The organism is Amycolatopsis sp. NPDC104587, from assembly GCF_055583645.1.
This window is the reverse complement of record NZ_JBVJNO010000007.1, coordinates 1-17,530: the sequence shown is the minus strand read 5'-3', so window position 1 is coordinate 17,530 and position 17,530 is coordinate 1. Positions and strand designations below refer to the sequence as shown.

Annotated in this window: 20 protein-coding genes; 12 read left to right on the top strand and 8 right to left on the bottom strand. The window is 71.4% G+C overall.

Going from position 1 to position 17,530, the window contains the following annotated elements; all coding sequences use genetic code 11:
- Nucleotides 1-10 precede the first annotated feature (10 nt).
- Complete coding sequence (locus tag ACZ61C_RS21930) at nucleotides 11-1,456, top strand: alpha/beta hydrolase (RefSeq protein ID WP_465309498.1); 1,446 nt, start codon at nucleotides 11-13, stop codon at nucleotides 1,454-1,456.
- On the opposite strand, the gene ACZ61C_RS21925 is transcribed toward ACZ61C_RS21930, so the two are convergent.
- On the bottom strand, nucleotides 1,453-2,688 hold the full coding sequence (locus ACZ61C_RS21925; protein WP_465309496.1) for a styrene monooxygenase/indole monooxygenase family protein: 1,236 nt from the start codon (nucleotides 2,686-2,688) through the stop codon (nucleotides 1,453-1,455). The two genes, ACZ61C_RS21930 and ACZ61C_RS21925, sit on opposite strands and share 4 nt — an antisense overlap.
- 93 nt (nucleotides 2,689-2,781) lie before the next feature.
- Between ACZ61C_RS21925 and ACZ61C_RS21920 the strand changes: the two genes are divergently transcribed.
- On the top strand, nucleotides 2,782-3,372 hold the full coding sequence (locus ACZ61C_RS21920) for a GNAT family N-acetyltransferase (protein WP_465309494.1): 591 nt from the start codon (nucleotides 2,782-2,784) through the stop codon (nucleotides 3,370-3,372).
- Between the two features lie 66 nt (nucleotides 3,373-3,438).
- Here ACZ61C_RS21920 and ACZ61C_RS21915 read toward each other — a convergent pair whose 3' ends face one another.
- The 4 genes from ACZ61C_RS21915 to ACZ61C_RS21900 form a co-directional block, all read right to left on the bottom strand.
- Complete coding sequence (locus ACZ61C_RS21915; protein WP_465309492.1) at nucleotides 3,439-4,668, bottom strand: serine hydrolase domain-containing protein; 1,230 nt, start codon at nucleotides 4,666-4,668, stop codon at nucleotides 3,439-3,441.
- 113 nt (nucleotides 4,669-4,781) lie between these two features.
- Nucleotides 4,782-5,594, bottom strand: a complete 813-nt coding sequence (locus ACZ61C_RS21910; protein WP_465309490.1) for a siderophore-interacting protein — start codon at nucleotides 5,592-5,594, stop codon at nucleotides 4,782-4,784.
- Between the two features lie 65 nt (nucleotides 5,595-5,659).
- Nucleotides 5,660-5,899, bottom strand: coding sequence for a hypothetical protein (locus ACZ61C_RS21905; protein WP_465309488.1), 240 nt, complete (start codon nucleotides 5,897-5,899; stop codon nucleotides 5,660-5,662).
- Between the two features lie 92 nt (nucleotides 5,900-5,991).
- Entirely contained in the window at nucleotides 5,992-6,408 is a 417-nt protein-coding gene (locus ACZ61C_RS21900) for an SgcJ/EcaC family oxidoreductase (protein ID WP_465309486.1), read from the bottom strand.
- A gap of 84 nt (nucleotides 6,409-6,492) precedes the next feature.
- Here ACZ61C_RS21900 and ACZ61C_RS21895 point away from each other — a divergent pair, with 84 nt between their 5' ends.
- A complete protein-coding gene (locus ACZ61C_RS21895; RefSeq protein WP_465309484.1) occupies nucleotides 6,493-7,197 on the top strand; it encodes a TetR/AcrR family transcriptional regulator in 705 nt (234 codons plus the stop codon).
- On the opposite strand, the gene ACZ61C_RS21890 is transcribed toward ACZ61C_RS21895, so the two are convergent.
- The 3 genes from ACZ61C_RS21890 to ACZ61C_RS21880 all read right to left on the bottom strand — a co-directional run bounded on the left by ACZ61C_RS21890 (nucleotide 7,194) and on the right by ACZ61C_RS21880 (nucleotide 9,824).
- Nucleotides 7,194-8,114, bottom strand: coding sequence for an NADP-dependent oxidoreductase (locus ACZ61C_RS21890; protein WP_465309482.1), 921 nt, complete (start codon nucleotides 8,112-8,114; stop codon nucleotides 7,194-7,196). The genes ACZ61C_RS21895 and ACZ61C_RS21890 overlap by 4 nt on opposite strands.
- 61 nt (nucleotides 8,115-8,175) lie before the next feature.
- Nucleotides 8,176-9,393, bottom strand: a complete 1,218-nt coding sequence (gene hemW / locus ACZ61C_RS21885) for a radical SAM family heme chaperone HemW (RefSeq protein ID WP_465309480.1) — start codon at nucleotides 9,391-9,393, stop codon at nucleotides 8,176-8,178.
- A gap of 14 nt (nucleotides 9,394-9,407) precedes the next feature.
- Nucleotides 9,408-9,824: a VOC family protein gene (locus ACZ61C_RS21880; RefSeq protein ID WP_465309478.1), complete on the bottom strand. Its 417-nt coding sequence runs from the start codon at nucleotides 9,822-9,824 to the stop codon at nucleotides 9,408-9,410.
- Nucleotides 9,825-9,940: 116 nt separating this feature from the next.
- On the opposite strand from ACZ61C_RS21880, the gene ACZ61C_RS21875 reads away from it, so the two are divergent.
- The 9 genes from ACZ61C_RS21875 to ACZ61C_RS21835 all read left to right on the top strand — a co-directional run bounded on the left by ACZ61C_RS21875 (nucleotide 9,941) and on the right by ACZ61C_RS21835 (nucleotide 17,360).
- Nucleotides 9,941-10,075 (top strand): putative leader peptide, encoded by a 135-nt coding sequence (locus ACZ61C_RS21875; protein ID WP_465309476.1) that lies wholly within the window; start codon nucleotides 9,941-9,943, stop codon nucleotides 10,073-10,075.
- 108 nt (nucleotides 10,076-10,183) lie between these two features.
- The gene (locus tag ACZ61C_RS21870; protein ID WP_465309474.1) at nucleotides 10,184-11,872 is read left to right on the top strand and encodes a nitrite/sulfite reductase; all 1,689 of its coding nucleotides are present in this window, start codon (nucleotides 10,184-10,186) and stop codon (nucleotides 11,870-11,872) included.
- Complete coding sequence (locus tag ACZ61C_RS21865; RefSeq protein ID WP_155545716.1) at nucleotides 11,869-12,024, top strand: Insertion element protein; 156 nt, start codon at nucleotides 11,869-11,871, stop codon at nucleotides 12,022-12,024. The genes ACZ61C_RS21870 and ACZ61C_RS21865 overlap by 4 nt, the downstream gene beginning before the upstream one ends.
- Nucleotides 12,021-12,716 (top strand): phosphoadenylyl-sulfate reductase, encoded by a 696-nt coding sequence (locus tag ACZ61C_RS21860; protein ID WP_465309471.1) that lies wholly within the window; start codon nucleotides 12,021-12,023, stop codon nucleotides 12,714-12,716. Before ACZ61C_RS21865 ends, ACZ61C_RS21860 begins: the two co-directional genes overlap by 4 nt.
- Nucleotides 12,717-12,726: 10 nt before the next feature.
- Entirely contained in the window at nucleotides 12,727-13,647 is a 921-nt protein-coding gene (gene cysD, locus ACZ61C_RS21855; RefSeq protein ID WP_465309469.1) for a sulfate adenylyltransferase subunit CysD, read from the top strand.
- Nucleotides 13,647-14,909, top strand: a complete 1,263-nt coding sequence (locus ACZ61C_RS21850; RefSeq protein ID WP_465309467.1) for a sulfate adenylyltransferase subunit 1 — start codon at nucleotides 13,647-13,649, stop codon at nucleotides 14,907-14,909. Before cysD ends, ACZ61C_RS21850 begins: the two co-directional genes overlap by 1 nt.
- Complete coding sequence (locus ACZ61C_RS21845; protein ID WP_465309465.1) at nucleotides 14,906-15,643, top strand: sirohydrochlorin chelatase; 738 nt, start codon at nucleotides 14,906-14,908, stop codon at nucleotides 15,641-15,643. Before ACZ61C_RS21850 ends, ACZ61C_RS21845 begins: the two co-directional genes overlap by 4 nt.
- A 152-nt stretch (nucleotides 15,644-15,795) precedes the next feature.
- Entirely contained in the window at nucleotides 15,796-16,425 is a 630-nt protein-coding gene (locus ACZ61C_RS21840) for a cyclase (RefSeq protein ID WP_465309463.1), read from the top strand.
- Nucleotides 16,426-16,586: 161 nt separating this feature from the next.
- Entirely contained in the window at nucleotides 16,587-17,360 is a 774-nt protein-coding gene (locus tag ACZ61C_RS21835; RefSeq protein ID WP_465309461.1) for an enoyl-CoA hydratase family protein, read from the top strand.
- Nucleotides 17,361-17,530: the final 170 nt, after the last annotated feature.

Sequence of the window (17,530 nt, the reverse complement as noted above, 5' to 3'; positions counted from 1 at the left end):
CGATCGGCGCATGAAATCTCCGAAACTCCGTGCTGCGCTGGCTCTGGGGGCCGCGGCGGGCGTGGTGGCGTTGAGCGCACCCGCGGCGTCGGCGAGCCCTGCCGGAATCGTCTGGGAAGACACCTGTCAGGCCGGCTACCAGTGCGGCCACCTCGACGTCCCGATGTCGTACCAGGACCCGTCCGCCGGGACGGTGACCATCGCGGTCGGCCGCCTCCCGGCCACCGACCAGGCCCACAAGCTGGGCACGATCTTCTACAACCCCGGCGGCCCCGGCTCGTCCGGGCGCTTCGCCCCGGCGCTCACCCCGCAGCTGCACGCGCGTTTCGACATCGTCGGGATCGACCCGCGTGGCGTCGGGGCGAGCTCGAAGATCCACTGCTTCACCGATCCCTCGCAGCTCGAAGTGCTGCAGCGCGCGCTCGGCACGTTCCCGCTGACCCGTGACGCCGAACAGCAGCAGATCGCGGACACCCGGACGGTGACCGACCTGTGCGAGCAGAACGCCGGGCCGCTCGTGAACCACCTCTCGACCGGCACGATCGCGCGGGACCTCGACCGCCTGCGCGCGGCGTTCGGTGAGAGCAGGCTGCGGTTCTACGGGAAGTCGTACGGCACCTACATCGGCGAGACGTACGCGAACCTGTTCCCGGGCCGGGTCGGCACCCTCGCGCTGGACGCCGTCGACGACCCGTCGCGCTGGACGACCGGCGCCGGGCCGATGAGCTACCGGCTCGGCGGTTTCGAGGACGGCCCCCGTTCGATCAAGTCCTTTTTGGACGCCTGCGCGTCGCGCTGCGCCTTCGACTACAACGCGATCCTCGACCGCCTCCAGCGCGGCCCGATCACGGTGACGGACACCGCCGGCAAGCAGGTGACCGTCACCTACCAGAGCGCGATCGGCCAGATCCACACCTACCTGACCGACGCCCAGGCCGCGCCGCAGCTGGCGGCGTACCTGCAGGCGCTGGCGAATCCGGCTTCCCGGGCGCCGGTCGTCGCGGGCGGCCCGCCGGACGTCGACTCGCTGCTGGGCGGCGGCGCGACCCTGTGCTCGGACGCGGCGAACCCGCGCGACCCGGCGGTCTGGTGGGACTACGCCCGGCGCGCGGACCAGGTCGGACGCGGCTTCGGCCGGTACGACGTCTACAAGACGCTCCCGTGCGCGACCTGGGACGTCGCGGACCCCGGTCGTTACACCGGGCCGTGGAACCGCCCGACCGCCCCGATCCTGCTCCTCGCCAACCGCCAGGGTGACCTGGAAACGCCGTACGCCGGGGCGCAGCGGACGGAACGGCTCCTGGGCAACGCGCGGCTGCTGAGCCTCGACACGTACGGCCACGGCTCGCGCGGCAAGAGCGCGTGTGTGGACGGGTGGCTGGACCGCTACTTCGTCGCCGGCTCGATGCCGGCCCGGGGCACGGTCTGCGCCCCGGACCACGGCCCGTTCGGCTAGCGCGTCGCGACGAGCCGGGCCGTCGCCTCTTCGAGGAACCCGTACGACGCCCGGGGGTCGGCGAGCCAGCCCTCGTAGTCGGCGGGGTTCTCGAAGAGGTGCGCGAACCGGTGCGCCACTTCGGGAACCCGCTGCGCGGTGTCCAAAGTGGCCAGTACGTGGTCGGCCGGCGGGGCCAGGAGGTCGTTGTTGAAGAGTGTCGCGTGCCGGGCGTGCCGCCAGTAGCGGGCGAAGGTGCCGTACATGAACTCTTCGTCGAACGGCCGGTCGGCGTGGTCGACGATCGCCTCCTGGTACGCCCGGGCCGCGCGGGCGGCCATGTTGGCGCCCTGACCGCCGACCGGGTCGTTGGTCACCGCGGTGTCGCCCATCGCGAGGACCTTCGCCCCGGACGGCAGGGTGCCCACGGGGTGGCGCACGACCGGCGTGATCCGGCCGTGCAGCAGGTCGCCCGGCGCCGCGGGCTGCGTGTGGTCGAGCAAGCCGGCCTGCCACGGGTAGTGCGTGCGCAGCAGTTTCCGGGCCGTCTCGTGGTGCTGCTCGACGTCGGTGACGCCGTCCCAGACGTCGAGCGGGCCGCCGGGGACGCCGAAGAAGCCGAGGCCGTGCACCGGGCCGTGGACCGAGAACACCGGCAGCAGGAAGAACTCGCCCACCGGCGACATCCCGAAGGTGAGCCCGGGAACGGCGTCCACCGGCCCGGCGACGTAGAACACGCCGATCGCGCGCTGCGGCTCGCGGTAGGGAGAACGCTCGTCGTCCCGCGGGAAGAGCGCGTCGAACTGCGGCCCGCGCCCGGCGGCGACCACGAGCAGCTCGAACTCGCGGGCGCACTCGTCGAGCTCGGCCGGGCTCACCCGGCGGAGCCGCAGGTCACCGCCGAGGCGTTCGAACTCGGCCAGCCAGCCGGAAACCTTGACGCGCTGGTCGACCGACTGCGCCGGCCGGTCGAGCGCGACCCGCCAGGAGACGGCTGGATCCCCGGTCTCCCCGGCGGCGGCGAAGGCGACCTCCCGCACCGGCGGCGCGTCGGCGTCCCAGAAGTTGATGCCGAGCTCACGCTCGCGTTCGAGCGCGGGGTGGAAGAGACACTGGTTCGAGACGAGCCGCCCCGCCCGCACCTCGGCGGCAGGACGTTCGGCGAACACGGTGACGTCGTACCCCCGTTGCCGCAACCCGATCGCGAGGACCAGTCCCGCTTGCCCCGCTCCGACGATCCCGATCCGCCGCATGGCCGCCCTTCCCCCCGGAAACCCCTTTGTTCCCAACGTACTCGTCCGGCCGAAGTCCGCCCTGCCCGAAAGGGCAGCCGCTAGGGTGACCCGGTGACGCAGCCGCCGCCGGGATTCGACCGAACACTCCTCCTCCGCGACGGCCGTCGCGTGCGGGTCCGCCCCCTCACCCCGCAGGACGCGCCGGAGCTGGGCGAAGCGATCCGCACGGCCGACCCGGAGACGCTGCGCCGCCGCTTCTGCGGCACGGCGCCCAGGGTGACCCCCCGGCTCCTGGAGCGCCTGACGGTCCTGGACTACGAGCGCCGGTTCGCCCTGGTGGCCCGCAGCGAGGAGGGCCCGGGTGTGGCGATAGCGCGTTACGAGGCAACGGGCCGAAGGGTGGCGGAGATAGCGGTGGCGGTGGCCCCGGCCTGGCGCCGGGTGGGTTTGGCATCGGCACTGCTGCACATGCTGGGGCTGGCGGCGTTGGAGAGGGGGTTCGACCGGTTCACGGCGGTGTTTTCGGCGGACAACCGGCCGGTGTCGGAACTGCTGGACTTCGCCCGCGGGCGCAAGGTGATCGCGGAGGGAGTGGCGGAGGCCGAGGTCAGGTTGGCCGACCACCCGGCTGCCCCGGCGTACGTCGCCGCGGAACAGATGAGGCGGGCTTCGGGGTTTTCGTTTTTCGAGCGGAATCCGTAACGGACGACCGCCGGAGGCCGGGACGCGGCGCCGTGGCGAGGTATCTCACCGCGGCGCCGACGCCGCTCAGTCCACCAGCGCCTGGTAAACCAGCTGCCTCAGCTGCGACCGCAACCGATAGGTACTCGAAGGCAACAGCTGTGTATAGAACCCCACAGTCAGATCCTCATCCGGATCCACCCAAAAAGCGGTAGAAGCCGCCCCACCCCAGGCGAACTCCCCCGCCGACGACAGAGTCCGGGCCTTCACCGGGTCCTCCAGCACCGAGAACCCGAGGCCGAACCCGTGCCCGTCGAACGGCATCTCCGCGAACAGCGGGCGGCCGAAGGACTCCAGGTCCACGTGGCCCGGCAAGTGGTTGCTGGCCATCAACGACACCGTGCGCGGCGACAGCAGGCGGACGTCGTCGAGAGCTCCGCCGCGCAGCAGCATCTCCGTGAACCGCCAGTAGTCCGCCGCTGACGACACCAGGCCGCCGCCGCCGGAGAGGCAGTCCGGGCGGGACTTGCCCAGGCTTCCGAACGCCTCGTTCCGGGTCGCGCGCCCCGAAGCGGGGTCCGGGATGTACAACGCCGCCAGGCGGTCCGGGGTGGACGTCCAGAAGCCCGTGTCCGTCATGCCCAACGGCGTGAAGATGCGCGTCGCGAAGAACTCGTCCAACGGCAGCCCGGACACCACCTCGACCAGCCGGCCGAGCACGTCCGACGCGATCGAGTAGTTCCATTCGGCGCCGGGCTGGAACAGCAGTGGCAGCTTCGCCCACTGTTCGGAGCACGCGGCCAGGTCCAGGCCCGGCGGCGTGCCCCACTCGAAGCCCGCCGCGCGGTACATCGCGTCCACCGGGTGGCCGTGGTGGAAGCCGTACGTCAGGCCCGCTGTGTGCGTCAGCAGGTGCCACACCCGGATCGGCGACGTGGCGGGCTCGGTCAGCGGCCTGAGCGAAGACCCCTTCACGAACACCTGCGGCGAAGCGAACTCCGGCAGCCACCGCGAGATCGGGTCGTCCAGCTCCAGCAGGCCCTCTTCGGCGAGGATCATCGCCGCGACCGAGGTGACCGGCTTGGTCATCGAGAAGATCCGCCACAGCGTGTCGGTCTCCACCGGCGCGCCGGCTTCGACGTCGCGGTGGCCGCCGCTGCCCACGTGCACGATCCGGCCGTGCCTGCTCACCACCGCGAGCCAGCCCGGCAACCGTCCATCCTCGACGTACCGGTCGAAATGCGTGTCCAGCCGCGAAAGCCGCGCCGCGTCGAACCCGGCTTCGGCCGGGTCGACGTCCACCTTGAGTTCTGCCATGCCGCGAGGTTACTCTGCCGTTCGGTCCCGATCCGACCACAGCCACGGCCGAATGGCTTTCGTGGCAACGGTTGCTTCCTCGCTCGCGGGTCGGCCTGCTTTTGGCCGGATCGCTACCCTTCCCGCGCCCGCTCGGCCGCTTTCTCCTCGCGCCAGGCTTCGTCGTTCTTCCCCAGCCGCCAGTAGCCCGAAATGGACAGCAGCTCGCGCCGCACCCCGCGCTCGTCGAGCAGGTACCGGCGCAGGTCGCGCACGAAGCCCGCTTCGCCGTGCACGAACGCCTGCACGACGCCGTCGCGCCACGGCAGCGCCCGCACCGCCTCGGCGATGTCGTCCCCGGCGGAGCGGTGCAGCCACGTGATCTGCGCGTCCGCCTTCGTGAGCAGCTCCTGCTCCTCAGCCGCGTCCTCGACCAGGATCACGGCGTGGGCCACGGCGCCGGCCGGGAGTGCTTCGAGCGACGCCGCAATCGCGGGCAACGCGCTTTCGTCGCCGGCCAGCAGGTGCCAGTCCGCCTCGGAACCCGGCGCGTACGCGCCACCCGGACCGGACAGCAGCAGCTCGTCACCCGGCTGGGCCGCGGCGGCCCACGGGCCGGCGATGCCTTCGTCACCGTGGTGCACGAAGTCGAAGACGAGCTCGCCGGCCTGCGGGTCGAACGCCCGGACGGTGTAGGAGCGCATCCGCGGCCAGTGCTCCCGCGGCAGCGTGGCCCGGCACTCCTGGACGTCGAACGGCTCCGGGTACTCGACCCCCGGGACCTTGAACAGCACCTTCACGTAGGCGTCGGTGAACGCGTTGGGGGTGAAGTCGGCGATGCCCTCACCGCCCGCGACGATCCGGAGCATGTGCGGGGTGAGCCGCTCGGTGCGCAGCACTCGCAGTTTCACCGCGGGCCGTCCGGACCGCCGGGGTGCTTCGGCCATCGGCCAACTCCTCGCTCGTACTAAGGCTTGCCTAAGTCACCCTACGCGCCCCGGACGGCCGACGCCTACCCGCCCGAACCCAGTTCTTCCAGCATCCGGGCAAAACCGGCAGCCGTCTTCGCCCGGAACCCGACGAAGAACCGGTTCGCCAGTGGCACTCCCCAGCGCCACCACGAAGCCGCGTTGACGACCCGGTGCTCCACCCGGGCGCCGGCGGGATCCGGCGTGACGCGGTATTCGCCGCGGTACCACCAGCCGCCCTGCACCGCGACGAACCCGCGGTCGGGGTCCACTTCGGTCTTCATCGGGTGACCACCCCCGGTCACCCGGCGCCGCACCGCTTCGAACACCTCCGCCGGCGGCCGTGCGACGACCCCCGAGGCCTCCGCAAGCGTTTTCACCCGCGCGGATCCGAAACGCGCGTGTTCTGGAACGCCGTGATCAGCCACTCGCCGTCCTCCTCGACGAGCACGAAGCTGACCGTCGATTCCCGGCCTTCGTCGGCAGTGTCGGAGCCGTCGAGCGAAGAGCCGCCGCCCACCACGACGACTGCGACGTCCGGGCGGACGAACCGCACCTTCGCCGTGACGCCGAGCTGCCCGGTCAGCTTCGAGCCCTTGAGCGGCCCTTCGAACAGGGCGCGGTGCGAGCTTTCGATCGCCTCCCGGCCCGGGAAGTTCATCCCGAAGAAGGTGATGTAGTCCGCGTCTTCGGTGAAGAGCCGCCCGTACGCGGTGGCGTCGGCGGCGTTCCACGCGTCGGTGAGCCGGCCCAGCACGGCGCGGACGTCGGCTTCGGCGGTGGTCGTGGTCATCAGAAGTCCCCTTTCGCGAACGGCGTTCGTTCGGCGAACGCAGTTCTACTTACGAACAGCGTTCGCGTCAAGTACAGTGTTCGTGTGACCGTTCCCCCGCCGCCGTGGCGCAGTGCCCCTCGTCGCCGCGCCGCGAAGCCCGCGCTTTCCCAGGACCTGATCGTGAAGACGGCGCTGGGGATCCTCGCCGAGGAGGGGCTCGAGGCGGTGACCATGCGACGGGTCGCCCAAGAGCTGGAGACGGGGCCCGCGTCGCTCTACGCGCACGTGGCCAACAAGGACGAGCTGGCGGAGCTGATGCTCGACGCCGTGCTCGCCGAAGCCGCGCTGCCGGAACCGGACCCGGCGCGCTGGGACGAGCAGGTGAAGGAGCTGGTCCGCGACCAGATCAGGGTGATGGTCGCCCACCCCGGCATCGCCCGCGTCGCGTGGGACATCGCGGTGCCGGTCACCCCCAGCTCGCTGCGTCAGGGCGAGGCGATGCTGGCCCTGCTGCGCGCGGGCGGCCTGACGCTCCGGCAGGCGACCTTCGCGGGTGACGCGTTGTCGTTGTACGCCAAGGCGTACGCCTACGAAGCGAGCGGCTGGACCTGGGGCGACATCGACGAAGCCGAGACGGCGAAACGCGGTGAGCAGATGGTGGCCTACATGCGGTCGCTGCCGCCCGAAGCCTTCCCGAACATGCTCCACATCGGTGAGTTCTTCTCCGCCGAGACGGCGCAGGAACGCCTCGAGTTCGCGCTCGAGACGTACCTGGCCGGCCTGAAGGTCCTCGCGGCGAAGAACTAGGGACGCAGCACGATCTTGCCGCGCGTGTGCCGCTTCTCCAGCTCACGGTAGGCGTCGCGGACGTCGGCGAGCGGGTAGACGGCGGCGACCGGCACCTCCAGCAGCCCCTTGGCCGCCAGCAGGCTCAGCTCGCGCAGCACCTCGGCCGACGACGCCGCGGCGTTGCCCTCGGTCTTCACGTTGTACTTCCGGGCCGCCGCGAAGTCGATGACCGTGTTGATGCGTCCGGGGTGGATGCCCAGGTGCAGGGCCAGTTCCACGTACCCGGAGCCGAAGGTGTCGATGAACGCGTGCACGCCGTCCGGCGCGATGGCCCGGATCCGCTCCAGCACACCGTCGCCGTAGGCCACCGGGAGCACGTCGAACTCGCGCAGCCAGTCGTGGTTCGCTTCCCCGGCGAGGCCGATCACCGTGGCGCCGGACAGCTTCGCCAGCTGCACCACCAGAGATCCGACGCCGCCGGCCGCGCCCGACACGACGATGGTCTCGCCCTCACGCGGGCAGACCGCGCGCACCGCGGCGTACGCGGTGGTCCCGGCGACGAACAGCGATCCGGCGACCTCCCACTCGACGCCGTCCGGGCGCGGGGTCAGGTTCTCCGCCTCGGCCACGACGAGGTCCGCGTGGCTCGAGCGCGTCTCGACGAACCCGATGACCTCGTCGCCGACCTGGATCTCCTCGACGCCGTCACCGAGCTCGGCGACCACGCCGGCGAAGTCGCTGCCCTGGCCGGACGGGAACGTCGCCGGGAAGCGCTCGTGCATCAACCCCTGGCGGGTGGCGGCCTCGCCGGGGTTGATCCCGGCGGCGCGCACCTCGACGAGCACCTGCCCGGGGCCCGGCGCCGGCCGCGGCACCTCCGCGACCCGCAGGACGTCCACGTCGCCGTACTCGTCGAACCTGATCGCGCGCGCCATGGGCCCTCCTCTAAGTCGTTGCTGAATACAAGCAACGACCGGGTCCCCGGTTTTAATCCCGTCAGCCGGCCAGGCGGCGGACGACGCCGTCCGCGAGGAGCCGCCCGCGGTCGGTGAGCACCGCGCGGCCCCGGGAGTCCAAAGCGGACGGGTCGAGCAGGCCTTCGGCCGCGGCCGACCGCGCTTCGACCAGCCCGGGCTCGTCGAGCACGTCGAGCGGAAGCCCTTCGGCGACGCGGAGTTCGAGCATGATCCGCTCGAGGTGCTGGTCGTCTTCGGTGAGCACCTCACGCCCGCCGGCGGGCGATTCGCCGGCGGCCAGCAGCGAGGTGTAGCGCGCCGGGTGCTTGACGTTCCACCAGCGCACGCCGCCGACGTGGCTGTGCGCGCCCGGCCCGGCGCCCCACCAGTCGTCACCGCGCCAGTAGCCGAGGTTGTGCCGGCAGCGGGCCGCGTCGGACGCCGCCCAGTTCGAGACCTCGTACCAGCGCAGCCCGGCCGCCGACAGCGTCGCGTCGATCATCTCGTAGTCCGCGGCCAGCACGTCGTCGTCCGGCGCGGGCAGCTCGCCGCGGCGCACCCGGCGGGCCAGCGCCGTGCCCTCCTCGACGATCAGCGCGTACGCCGACACGTGGTCGACCCCCGCGGCCAGCACGGCGTCGAGCGTCGCGAGCAGGTCGTCCGGGCGCTCGCCGGGCGTGCCGTAGATCACGTCGAGGTTCACGTGCTCGAACCCGGCCGCGCGGGCCTCGGCGGCGGCCTTGCCCGGCCGGCCCGGGGTGTGCACGCGGTCGAGGATCTTCAGCACGTGCTGCGCGGCCGACTGCATGCCGAGCGACACCCGCGTGTACCCCGCGTCCCGGATCCCGGCGAAGAACTCCGGCGATGTCGACTCCGGGTTCGACTCCGTGGTCACCTCCGCGCCCGGGGCGAGCCCGAAGACGTCGCGGACGGCGTCGAGCACCGAGCGCAGGCCGTCGGGGCCGAGCAGCGACGGGGTGCCGCCGCCGACGAACACGGTGTCGGCGGCGGGCGGCACGACGAGGACCTTCGCGGCGAGCTCCAGCTCGCGCCGCAGCCCGTCGAGCCAGGACTGCGGCGACGAGCCCGAGTCGAGCTCTCCCGCGGTGTAGGTGTTGAAGTCGCAGTAACCGCAGCGTGTCGCGCAGAACGGGACGTGCACGTAGACCCCGAACGCTCTGCTGCCGAGCCCCTTCAGCGCGCTTTCCGGCAAGGCCGGATCGATCGAGGTGGCGGGGTCGGAACGCAGTACGGGCACCCCCGGATTGTCCCCTACGACGCCGGGAGGTTCGCCGCCGCCCAGTCCGGGTCCGGCGCGATCATCTCGATGACGTCGAGCAGGACGCCGTTGGGGTCGGCGAAGTAGAAGTGCCGTTGCCCGTAGACCTCGTCGACGACCGGGGTGACGAGCTCGACACCCGCGTCCACCAGCCGCTTCGCCTCGGCCGCGGCGTCGTCGACGACCAGCCCGAACATCAGCCCGGTCGTCTCGCTCGCGCGGTAGGCCGGCGGGACCGACTCGTGACCGCGCTGGACGAAGCTGATCTCGTAGCCGGGTGCCCCGGCGTTGATGCTCGCGAACCAGTCGAGCTCGACCGTGACCGGCAGCCCGACGACGTCCGCGTAGAAGCGGGTGGTCGCGGCGACGTCGTCGACCAGGTACCCCGCCCCGAAACCCTTGACCTGCATCCCCTGGAGTCCTCTCTTCGAACCACTTAGCTCATAGTACTCTAGACGTAGTGGTATGAACTCCGCAAGAGACCCGGTTGACACTGTTTTCGCAGGCAGGTGACGCTTCTCCCAGCATGCGGTCAGGCCTGGACCACATTGTGGACACGTGGCACGCTGGCGCTGTGACTCATGCCGGTGTTCTCCTCGTGGCCCGCCGCCACGTCGACCTCCTGCGGGTCGCCAGCGCCCTCTGCGCACCCGTTCGCTGACTGACCGATCGCCACCACCTGCCACGAACCTGGACAGCCGGCGCCGGAGAAGCCCCCGCGAGCCGGTGGCCCTCCGCCGCCACGAAGAGCCTCTCGGAGGACGCCGCCATGGCCACGCCCCAGACCCCCGCCCGCCCCGCGCGCGTCAAGCAGAAGCGCGGCGAAGGGCAGTGGGCGCTCGGATACCGGGAGCCGCTGAACCCGAACGAGCGGTCCAAGAAGGACGACCACCCGCTCAACGTGCGGGCGCGGATCGAAAACATCTACGCCCACCGCGGCTTCGACGCGATCGACCCGGGCGACCTGCGCGGCCGGTTCCGCTGGTTCGGCCTCTACACCCAGCGCAAGCCGGGGATCGACGGCGGCCGCACCGCGACGCTGGAGCCCGAAGAGCTCGACGACAGCTACTTCATGCTGCGGGTCCGGCTCGACGGCGGTGCGCTGACCACCGGCCAGCTCACCGCGCTCGGCGAGATCTCGCAGGACTACGCGCGCGACACCGCCGACATCACCGACCGGCAGAACATCCAGTACCACTGGATCCGGATCGAAGACGTCCCGAAGATCTGGGCGAAGCTCGAGAACGCCGGCATGACCACGATGGAGGCCTGCGGCGACAGCCCGCGGGTCATCCTCGGCTCGCCGGTCGCGGGCATCGCGGCCGACGAGGTGATCGACGGCACCCCGGCGATCGACGAGATCAAGCGCCGCTACATCGGCAAGCCGGAGTACGCGAACCTGCCGCGCAAGTTCAAGACGGCGATCTCCGGCCAGTCCGACGTCGCGCACGAGATCCACGACATCGCGTTCGTCGGGGTGAACCACCCCGAGCACGGGCCCGGCTTCGACCTCTGGGTCGGCGGCGGCCTGTCCACCAACCCGATGCTCGGGCAGCGCCTCGGCGCCTGGGTGCCGCGCGACGAGGTCCCCGACGTCTGGGAAGGCGTCATCTCGATCTTCCGCGACTACGGCTACCGGCGGCTGCGCTCGCGCGCCCGGATCAAGTTCCTGGTCAAGGACTGGGGCGCGGAGAAGTTCCGCCAGGTGCTGCAGGACGAGTACCTCAAGCGCGAGCTGGTCGACGGCCCGGCGCCCGAGCAGCCCGCCCAGCCGATCGACCACGTGGGCGTGCACCCGCAGGTCGACGGCAAGTTCTACGTCGGCGCGGCGCCGATCGCCGGCCGCTCCTCCGGCGCCACGCTCGTCGCGGTCGCGAAGGCCGCCGAGCGGGCCGGCTCGAACCGGGTGCGGCTCACCCCGCAGCAGAAGCTCGTGGTGCTCGACGTCCCCGAAGCGCAGGTCCCCTCCCTCGAGGCCGAGCTGAGCGAAATCGGCCTCGAGACCAAGCCGTCGCCGTGGCGGCGCGGCGTGATGGCCTGCACCGGGCTGGAGTTCTGCAAGCTCGCCATCGTCGAGACGAAGGCCCGCGCGCACCAGCTCGTCGCCGACCTCGAGAAGTCCCTCGCGGACATCCAGGCGGACCTCGACACGCCGGTGAGCGTGCACCTCAACGGCTGCCCCAACTCCTGCGCGCGGATCCAGACCGCGGACATCGGGCTCAAGGGCCAGATCGTCACCGACGCCGAGGGCAACCAGGTCGAAGGCTTCCAGGTGCACCTCGGCGGTGGCCTCGGCCTCGACGCCGGGTTCGGCCGGAAGCTGCGCGGCCACAAGGTGACCTCGGACGAGCTGACCGGGTACGTCGAACGCGTCGTGCGCAACTACGTGACCGGGCGCGAACCCGGCGAGCGGTTCCCGCAGTGGGCCGCCCGGGCCGAAGAGAGTGCCCTGCAGTGACCTCCACCGAACGCGCGGTGCCGTACCACTGCCCGTACTGCGGCGACGAAGACCTGCGGCCGGAAGAGAACGGCGGCTGGCTGTGTTCCGCCTGTCGCCGGGTCTTCTCGGTGAAGTTCCTCGGACTGTCCCTCCCGGAGGTGTCCCGATGACCGCCACAGCCGACTACAAGACCCTCGCCGAGCGTGCCTCGAAGGAGCTCGCCGAGGCCACCGCGGAAGAAGCGCTGCGCTGGACGACCGAGACGTTCGGCGACGACTTCATCGTCGCGTCCAACATGCAGGACGCCGTGCTCATCGACCTCGCCACGAAGGTGAAGTCCGATGTGGACGTCCTGTTCCTGGAGACCGGGTACCACTTCCCCGAGACGATCGGCACCCGCGACGCGGTGCAGGCCGTCTACCCGGACGTGCGCATCGTCAACGCCCAGGCCGAGCAGAGCGTCGCCGAGCAGGACGCCGAGTACGGCGCGAAGCTGCACGACCGGGACGCGACGCTGTGCTGCAACCTGCGCAAGGTCGTGCCGCTGCGCAAGACCCTCGCGAACTACTCGGCGTGGGTGACCGGCGTCCGCCGCGTCGACGCGCCGACCCGCGCGAACACCCCGATCGTCACCTGGGACGACCGCAACGGGCTGGTGAAGATCAACCCGATCGCGGCGTGGACCGACGACGAGTTCACCGGCTACATCCAGGAGCACTCGATCCTGGAGAACCCGCTGGTCTCGATCGGGTACCTGTCGATCGGCTGCGCGCCGTGCACCGCCCGCGTGGAGCCGGGCCAGGACCCGCGCAGCGGCCGCTGGGCCGGGCAGAGCAAGACCGAGTGCGGACTGCACGGCTGAGGAAGGACGCATGACGACCTTGGAGCCCGCCACCGATGCGGCGCAAGACAACCTCGCGGCTTTGGAGTCGGAGGCCATCCACATCTTCCGGGAGGTGGCGGGCGAGTTCGACCGGCCGGTGATCCTCTTCTCCGGCGGCAAGGACTCGACGCTGCTGCTGCACCTGGCGATCAAGGCGTTCTGGCCGGCGCCGGTGCCGTTCCCGCTGCTGCACGTCGACACCGGGCACAACTTCGACGAGGTCATCGAGTTCCGCGACCGCGTCGTCGAGCGGCACGGGCTGCGCCTGGTCGTCGCGAAGGTCCAGGACTGGATCGACGACGGGCGGCTCGAAGAGCGCGCCGACGGCATGCGGAACCCGTTGCAGACCACGCCGTTGCTGGACACCATCTCGGAGAACAAGTTCGACGCGGTGTTCGGCGGCGGCCGCCGCGACGAGGAGCGCGCCCGGGCGAAGGAGCGGATCTTCAGCCTCCGCAACGCCTTCGGCCAGTGGGAGCCGCGGCGGCAGCGGCCCGAGCTGTGGAACCTCTACAACGGCAGGCACCGCCCGGGTGAACAGGTCCGCGTCTTCCCGCTGTCCAACTGGACCGAGGCCGACGTCTGGAACTACATCGCCCGCGAGAAGGTCGAGCTGCCCTCGATCTACTACGCGCACCGGCGCGAGGTGTACCTGCGCGACGGCATGTGGCTGGCCGAAGGTCCGTGGGGCGGCCCGCGGCCGGGTGAAGAGGTGACCGAGCGGACCGTGCGCTACCGGACCGTCGGCGACGGCTCGTGCACCGGCGCGATCGAATCCACCGCGGCCACCGTCGAAGAGGTCATCGCCGAGGTGTCGGCGTCCCGGCTGACCGAGCGCGGCGCGACCCGCGCCGACGACCGGATGTCCGAGGCGGCCATGGAAGACCGCAAGCGTGAGGGGTACTTCTGATGAGCTCGCTGCTTCGCCTGGCCACGGCCGGGAGCGTCGACGACGGCAAGTCCACCCTGGTCGGGCGGCTGCTGTACGACACCAAGTCGGTGCTCGCGGACCAGCTGGACGCGGTCACCCGCGCGTCCGTCGACAAAGGACTGTCCACTCCGGACCTGTCCCTGCTCGTCGACGGCCTGCGCTCGGAACGCGAGCAGGGCATCACCATCGACGTCGCGTACCGCTACTTCGCGACGCCGAAGCGGTCGTTCGTGCTGGCGGACACGCCCGGGCACGTGCAGTACACGCGCAACACGGTGACCGGCGCGTCCACCGCGCAGCTGGCCGTGCTGCTGGTCGACGCGCGCAAGGGCGTCATCGAGCAGACCCGGCGGCACGCGGCCGTGCTGGCGCTGCTCGGGGTGCCGCAGCTGGTGCTGGCGGTGAACAAGATCGACCTGGTCGGCTACGACGAGGCGACGTTCACGGTGATCGCCGAGGAGTTCGCCACGCACGCCGAATCGCTGGGCTACGAGCGCGGCTCGGTGCTCGCGATCCCGGTGTCGGCGCTGGAGGGCGACAACGTCGCGACGCGGTCGGAGCGGACGCCGTGGTACGCCGGGCCGAGCCTGCTGGAGCACCTCGAAGAGGTGCCGGTGGCGCCGGACCCGCACGACCAGGCGCTGCGCTTCCCGGTGCAGTACGTGATCCGCCCGCGCACGCCCGAGCACCCGGACTACCGCGGTTACGCGGGCCAGATCGCGGCGGGCACGGTGCGCCCGGGTGACGAGATCGTCGTGCTGCCCCAAGGCATCCGCAGCCGCGTCGAGCAGATCGACACCGCCGACGGGCCGCTGGCCGAGGCCGGCGCCGGGACGTCGGTGACGCTGCTGCTCACCGACGACATCGACATCTCCCGCGGTGACCTGATCGCCGCCGCGGACGCGCCGCCACGGGTGACCGCCGAGATCACCGGCACGCTGTGCTGGCTGTCGTCGAAGCCGCTGAAGCCCGGGGCGCGGGTGCTCGTCAAGCACGGCGCCCGCACGGTCCAGGCGCTGGCCGGCGAGCTGCACGCGCGGTTCGACGAGCAGAAGCTGTCCAGTGTGGACGCTCCGGCCGCGTTGGAGCTGAACGACATCGGGCTGGTGACGCTGACGCTGGCCGAAGAGCTGAGCGTCGACGACTACGGCGTCAGCCCGCGCACCGGCGCGTTCCTGGTGATCGACCCGAAGGACGGCGACACGCTCGCCGCGGGCCTGGTCGGTGAGCGCTTCTCGTGACGCCTCCCCTGGTCGCCGTCGCGCACGGCAGCCGCGACCCCCGCTCGGCCGCGACCGTGCGGGCGCTCGTCGACGTCGTGCGCGCGCAGGCGCCCGGGCTTGCGGTGCACGAGTCCTTTTTGGACCTGTCGGAGCCCCGGCTCACGGACGTGCTGCGGTCGGTGCACGCGGCCGGCCACCGGACGGCGGTCGTGGTGCCCTTGCTGCTGGGCAGCGCGTTCCACGCCCGTGTCGACCTGCCGGCGTTGATCGAGCAGGTCGTTGCCGAGTGCCCGGGTTTCCGCGTCGAGGTGTCGGACGTGCTGGGCGCGGACCCGGCCCTGGAGGCGGTGGCCCTGGACCGGCTGGCGGCCGCGCCTCGCCGTCGCGGGACGGGCGTGCTGCTGAGCGCGGTCGGCTCGTCCAACGCCTCGGCGAACGCCGTCGTCGCTTCGCTGGCTTCGCGGTGGGAGTCGCGGCTGGGTGTGCCGGTGAGCGAGGCGTTCGCGTCGGCGACCCAGCCGGACATCCCGACGGCGGCGGCCCGGTTGCGGGACCGGGGTGCGCGGCACCTGGTCGTGGCGTCGTGGTTCCTCGCGCCGGGGTTGCTGCCGGACCGGATCGCCCGGCTGGCCCGCGAGGCCGACCCGCGCGCGTTCGTCGCGGAGCCGCTGGCCGACGATCCGCGCGTCGCCGACGTTGTCATCAGCCGCTACGCCACGGCGACGAGCGGGTTGCTCCGCCAGCACGCGTAGCTCACGCCGACACCGCCAAAAGGCGAGTCTTATTCACATTTCTGTTACCCAGCGTGCCTGGGAACGGAAAATCCTTGACGTGCTACTTAACTTGCCGGTAACTCTCTAAGCGCTCTCTCCTCCCCTCCAAAACCGCAGGTAGGTGGATACAGATGAAAGCGCTTCACTTTTCCCGGCTGGCTGCTCTGACCGCGGCCGCGGCCCTCCCGATCGCCCTCGCCGCCCCGGCCCAGGCGGCCACCACGATCGCCTTCGACTGTCAGGCCGACGCCCCGATCGTCGGGCCGCAGCAGGTGTCGCTCAACCAGGACGCCGACGTCACCGCGCCCGCCACCGTCGCGCCCGGCGGCGCCTTCGACGTGGTCATCGACCCGGCGCCGAACGAGGTGCCGAGCGAGGTGGCCGGGAACACCGTCAAGAACATCAACACCTTCGCCCTGAAGTTCCCGGTCCCCGCCAACTCCACCTACGTCGGCGCCGACCTCGCCGGCGGGTCCGGCCTCGGCAGCACGGCTCCGACCATCGGCGCCGCGAACGGCGTCGCGACCCTGAGCTTCCCCGGCCCGATCGCCGGCGGCGCCACCTTCGAGCTGCCGACCATCACCGTCCACCTGACCGCCGGCTCGTCGGGCACGATCGAGACGAAGCTGTCCGGCACCAGCTACAGCGACCCCGGCCTGACCTTCAAGGCGGTGGCGGGCACCTTCATCGGTGACATCACCGCCCCGACCGCCTGCTTCCCCAACCCCAGCCCGGTCTTCACCACGACGACCATCGGCTGAGCACGGCAGAAAAAGCCACCCTGCGGGCGTAACCGCCCGCAGGGTGGCCGCAGGGGGAATGGGCACTTCTCGCCAGTCGCCGAAGCCCGCGAGGGTGATCCCGATCGGCTGTGCCCCGCGTAACACCGGCGGCGTGCGGGGAGTGTGCAAGGGTGTCGGTCATGGCTGACGAACTGGTGCACTACGACGTGGTGGGCGGCACCGCCACGATCACCCTGGACTCCCCGCACAACCGCAACGCGCTGTCGTCCCAGCTGCGCCGGGAGCTCGCGGAATCGCTGACGAAGGCCGCCGGGGACGACGCCGTGCGCGTGGTCGTGCTGACCCACACCGGACCGGTGTTCTGCGCGGGGATGGACCTCAAGGAGGCCCGCGGCGCCGGCGCGGGCGACCAGGGCGTGAACGAGTTCCCGAAGATCCTCGACCAGCTGTGGACCAGCCCGAAGCCGGTGGTCGCCCGGCTCGCCGGCCCTGCTCGCGCCGGCGGGATCGGCATGGTCGCCGCGTGCGACATCGCCGTGGCGGTGCCGGAGGCGACGTTCGCCTTCTCCGAAGTCCGCATCGGCGTGGTGCCCGCGGTGATCTCCCTGACCGTGCTGCCCCGGCTCAACGCCCGTGCGGCGCACGAGCTCTTCCTGACCGGCGACACGTTCGACGCCCGCCGCGCGGTCGAGATCGGCCTGCTGAACTCCACCGTCCCCGCCGACGAGCTCGACGGCGAGGTCGCCCGGTTCGTCAAGGCGCTCGCGCAGGGCGGGCCGAAGGCCTTGGCCGAGACGAAGGCGCTGCTGAGCCGCCCGCGCGCGGCGACGCCGTCGGACGGCTTCGAGGAGATGCTCGGCCTGTCCGCGAAGTTCTTCGCCGGCGAGGAAGGCCAGGAGGGCATCCTCGCCTTCGCCCAGAAGCGCAAGCCGAACTGGGTCCCGCAGGACTGAGGCTCAGGCGTCCGGCAGCACGACGGTGAGCCGCCACGAACCGGGGGGGGGGGGGGCGGGGGGCCCGCCCCCCCCCCCCCCCCCTTCCCCGAAAAAAAAACCCCGGGCCCACAAGGCGTTCTTTGTTTTTTCTTTTCCCCGCTATCTCGCCCCCCCCCAACCCAAACATT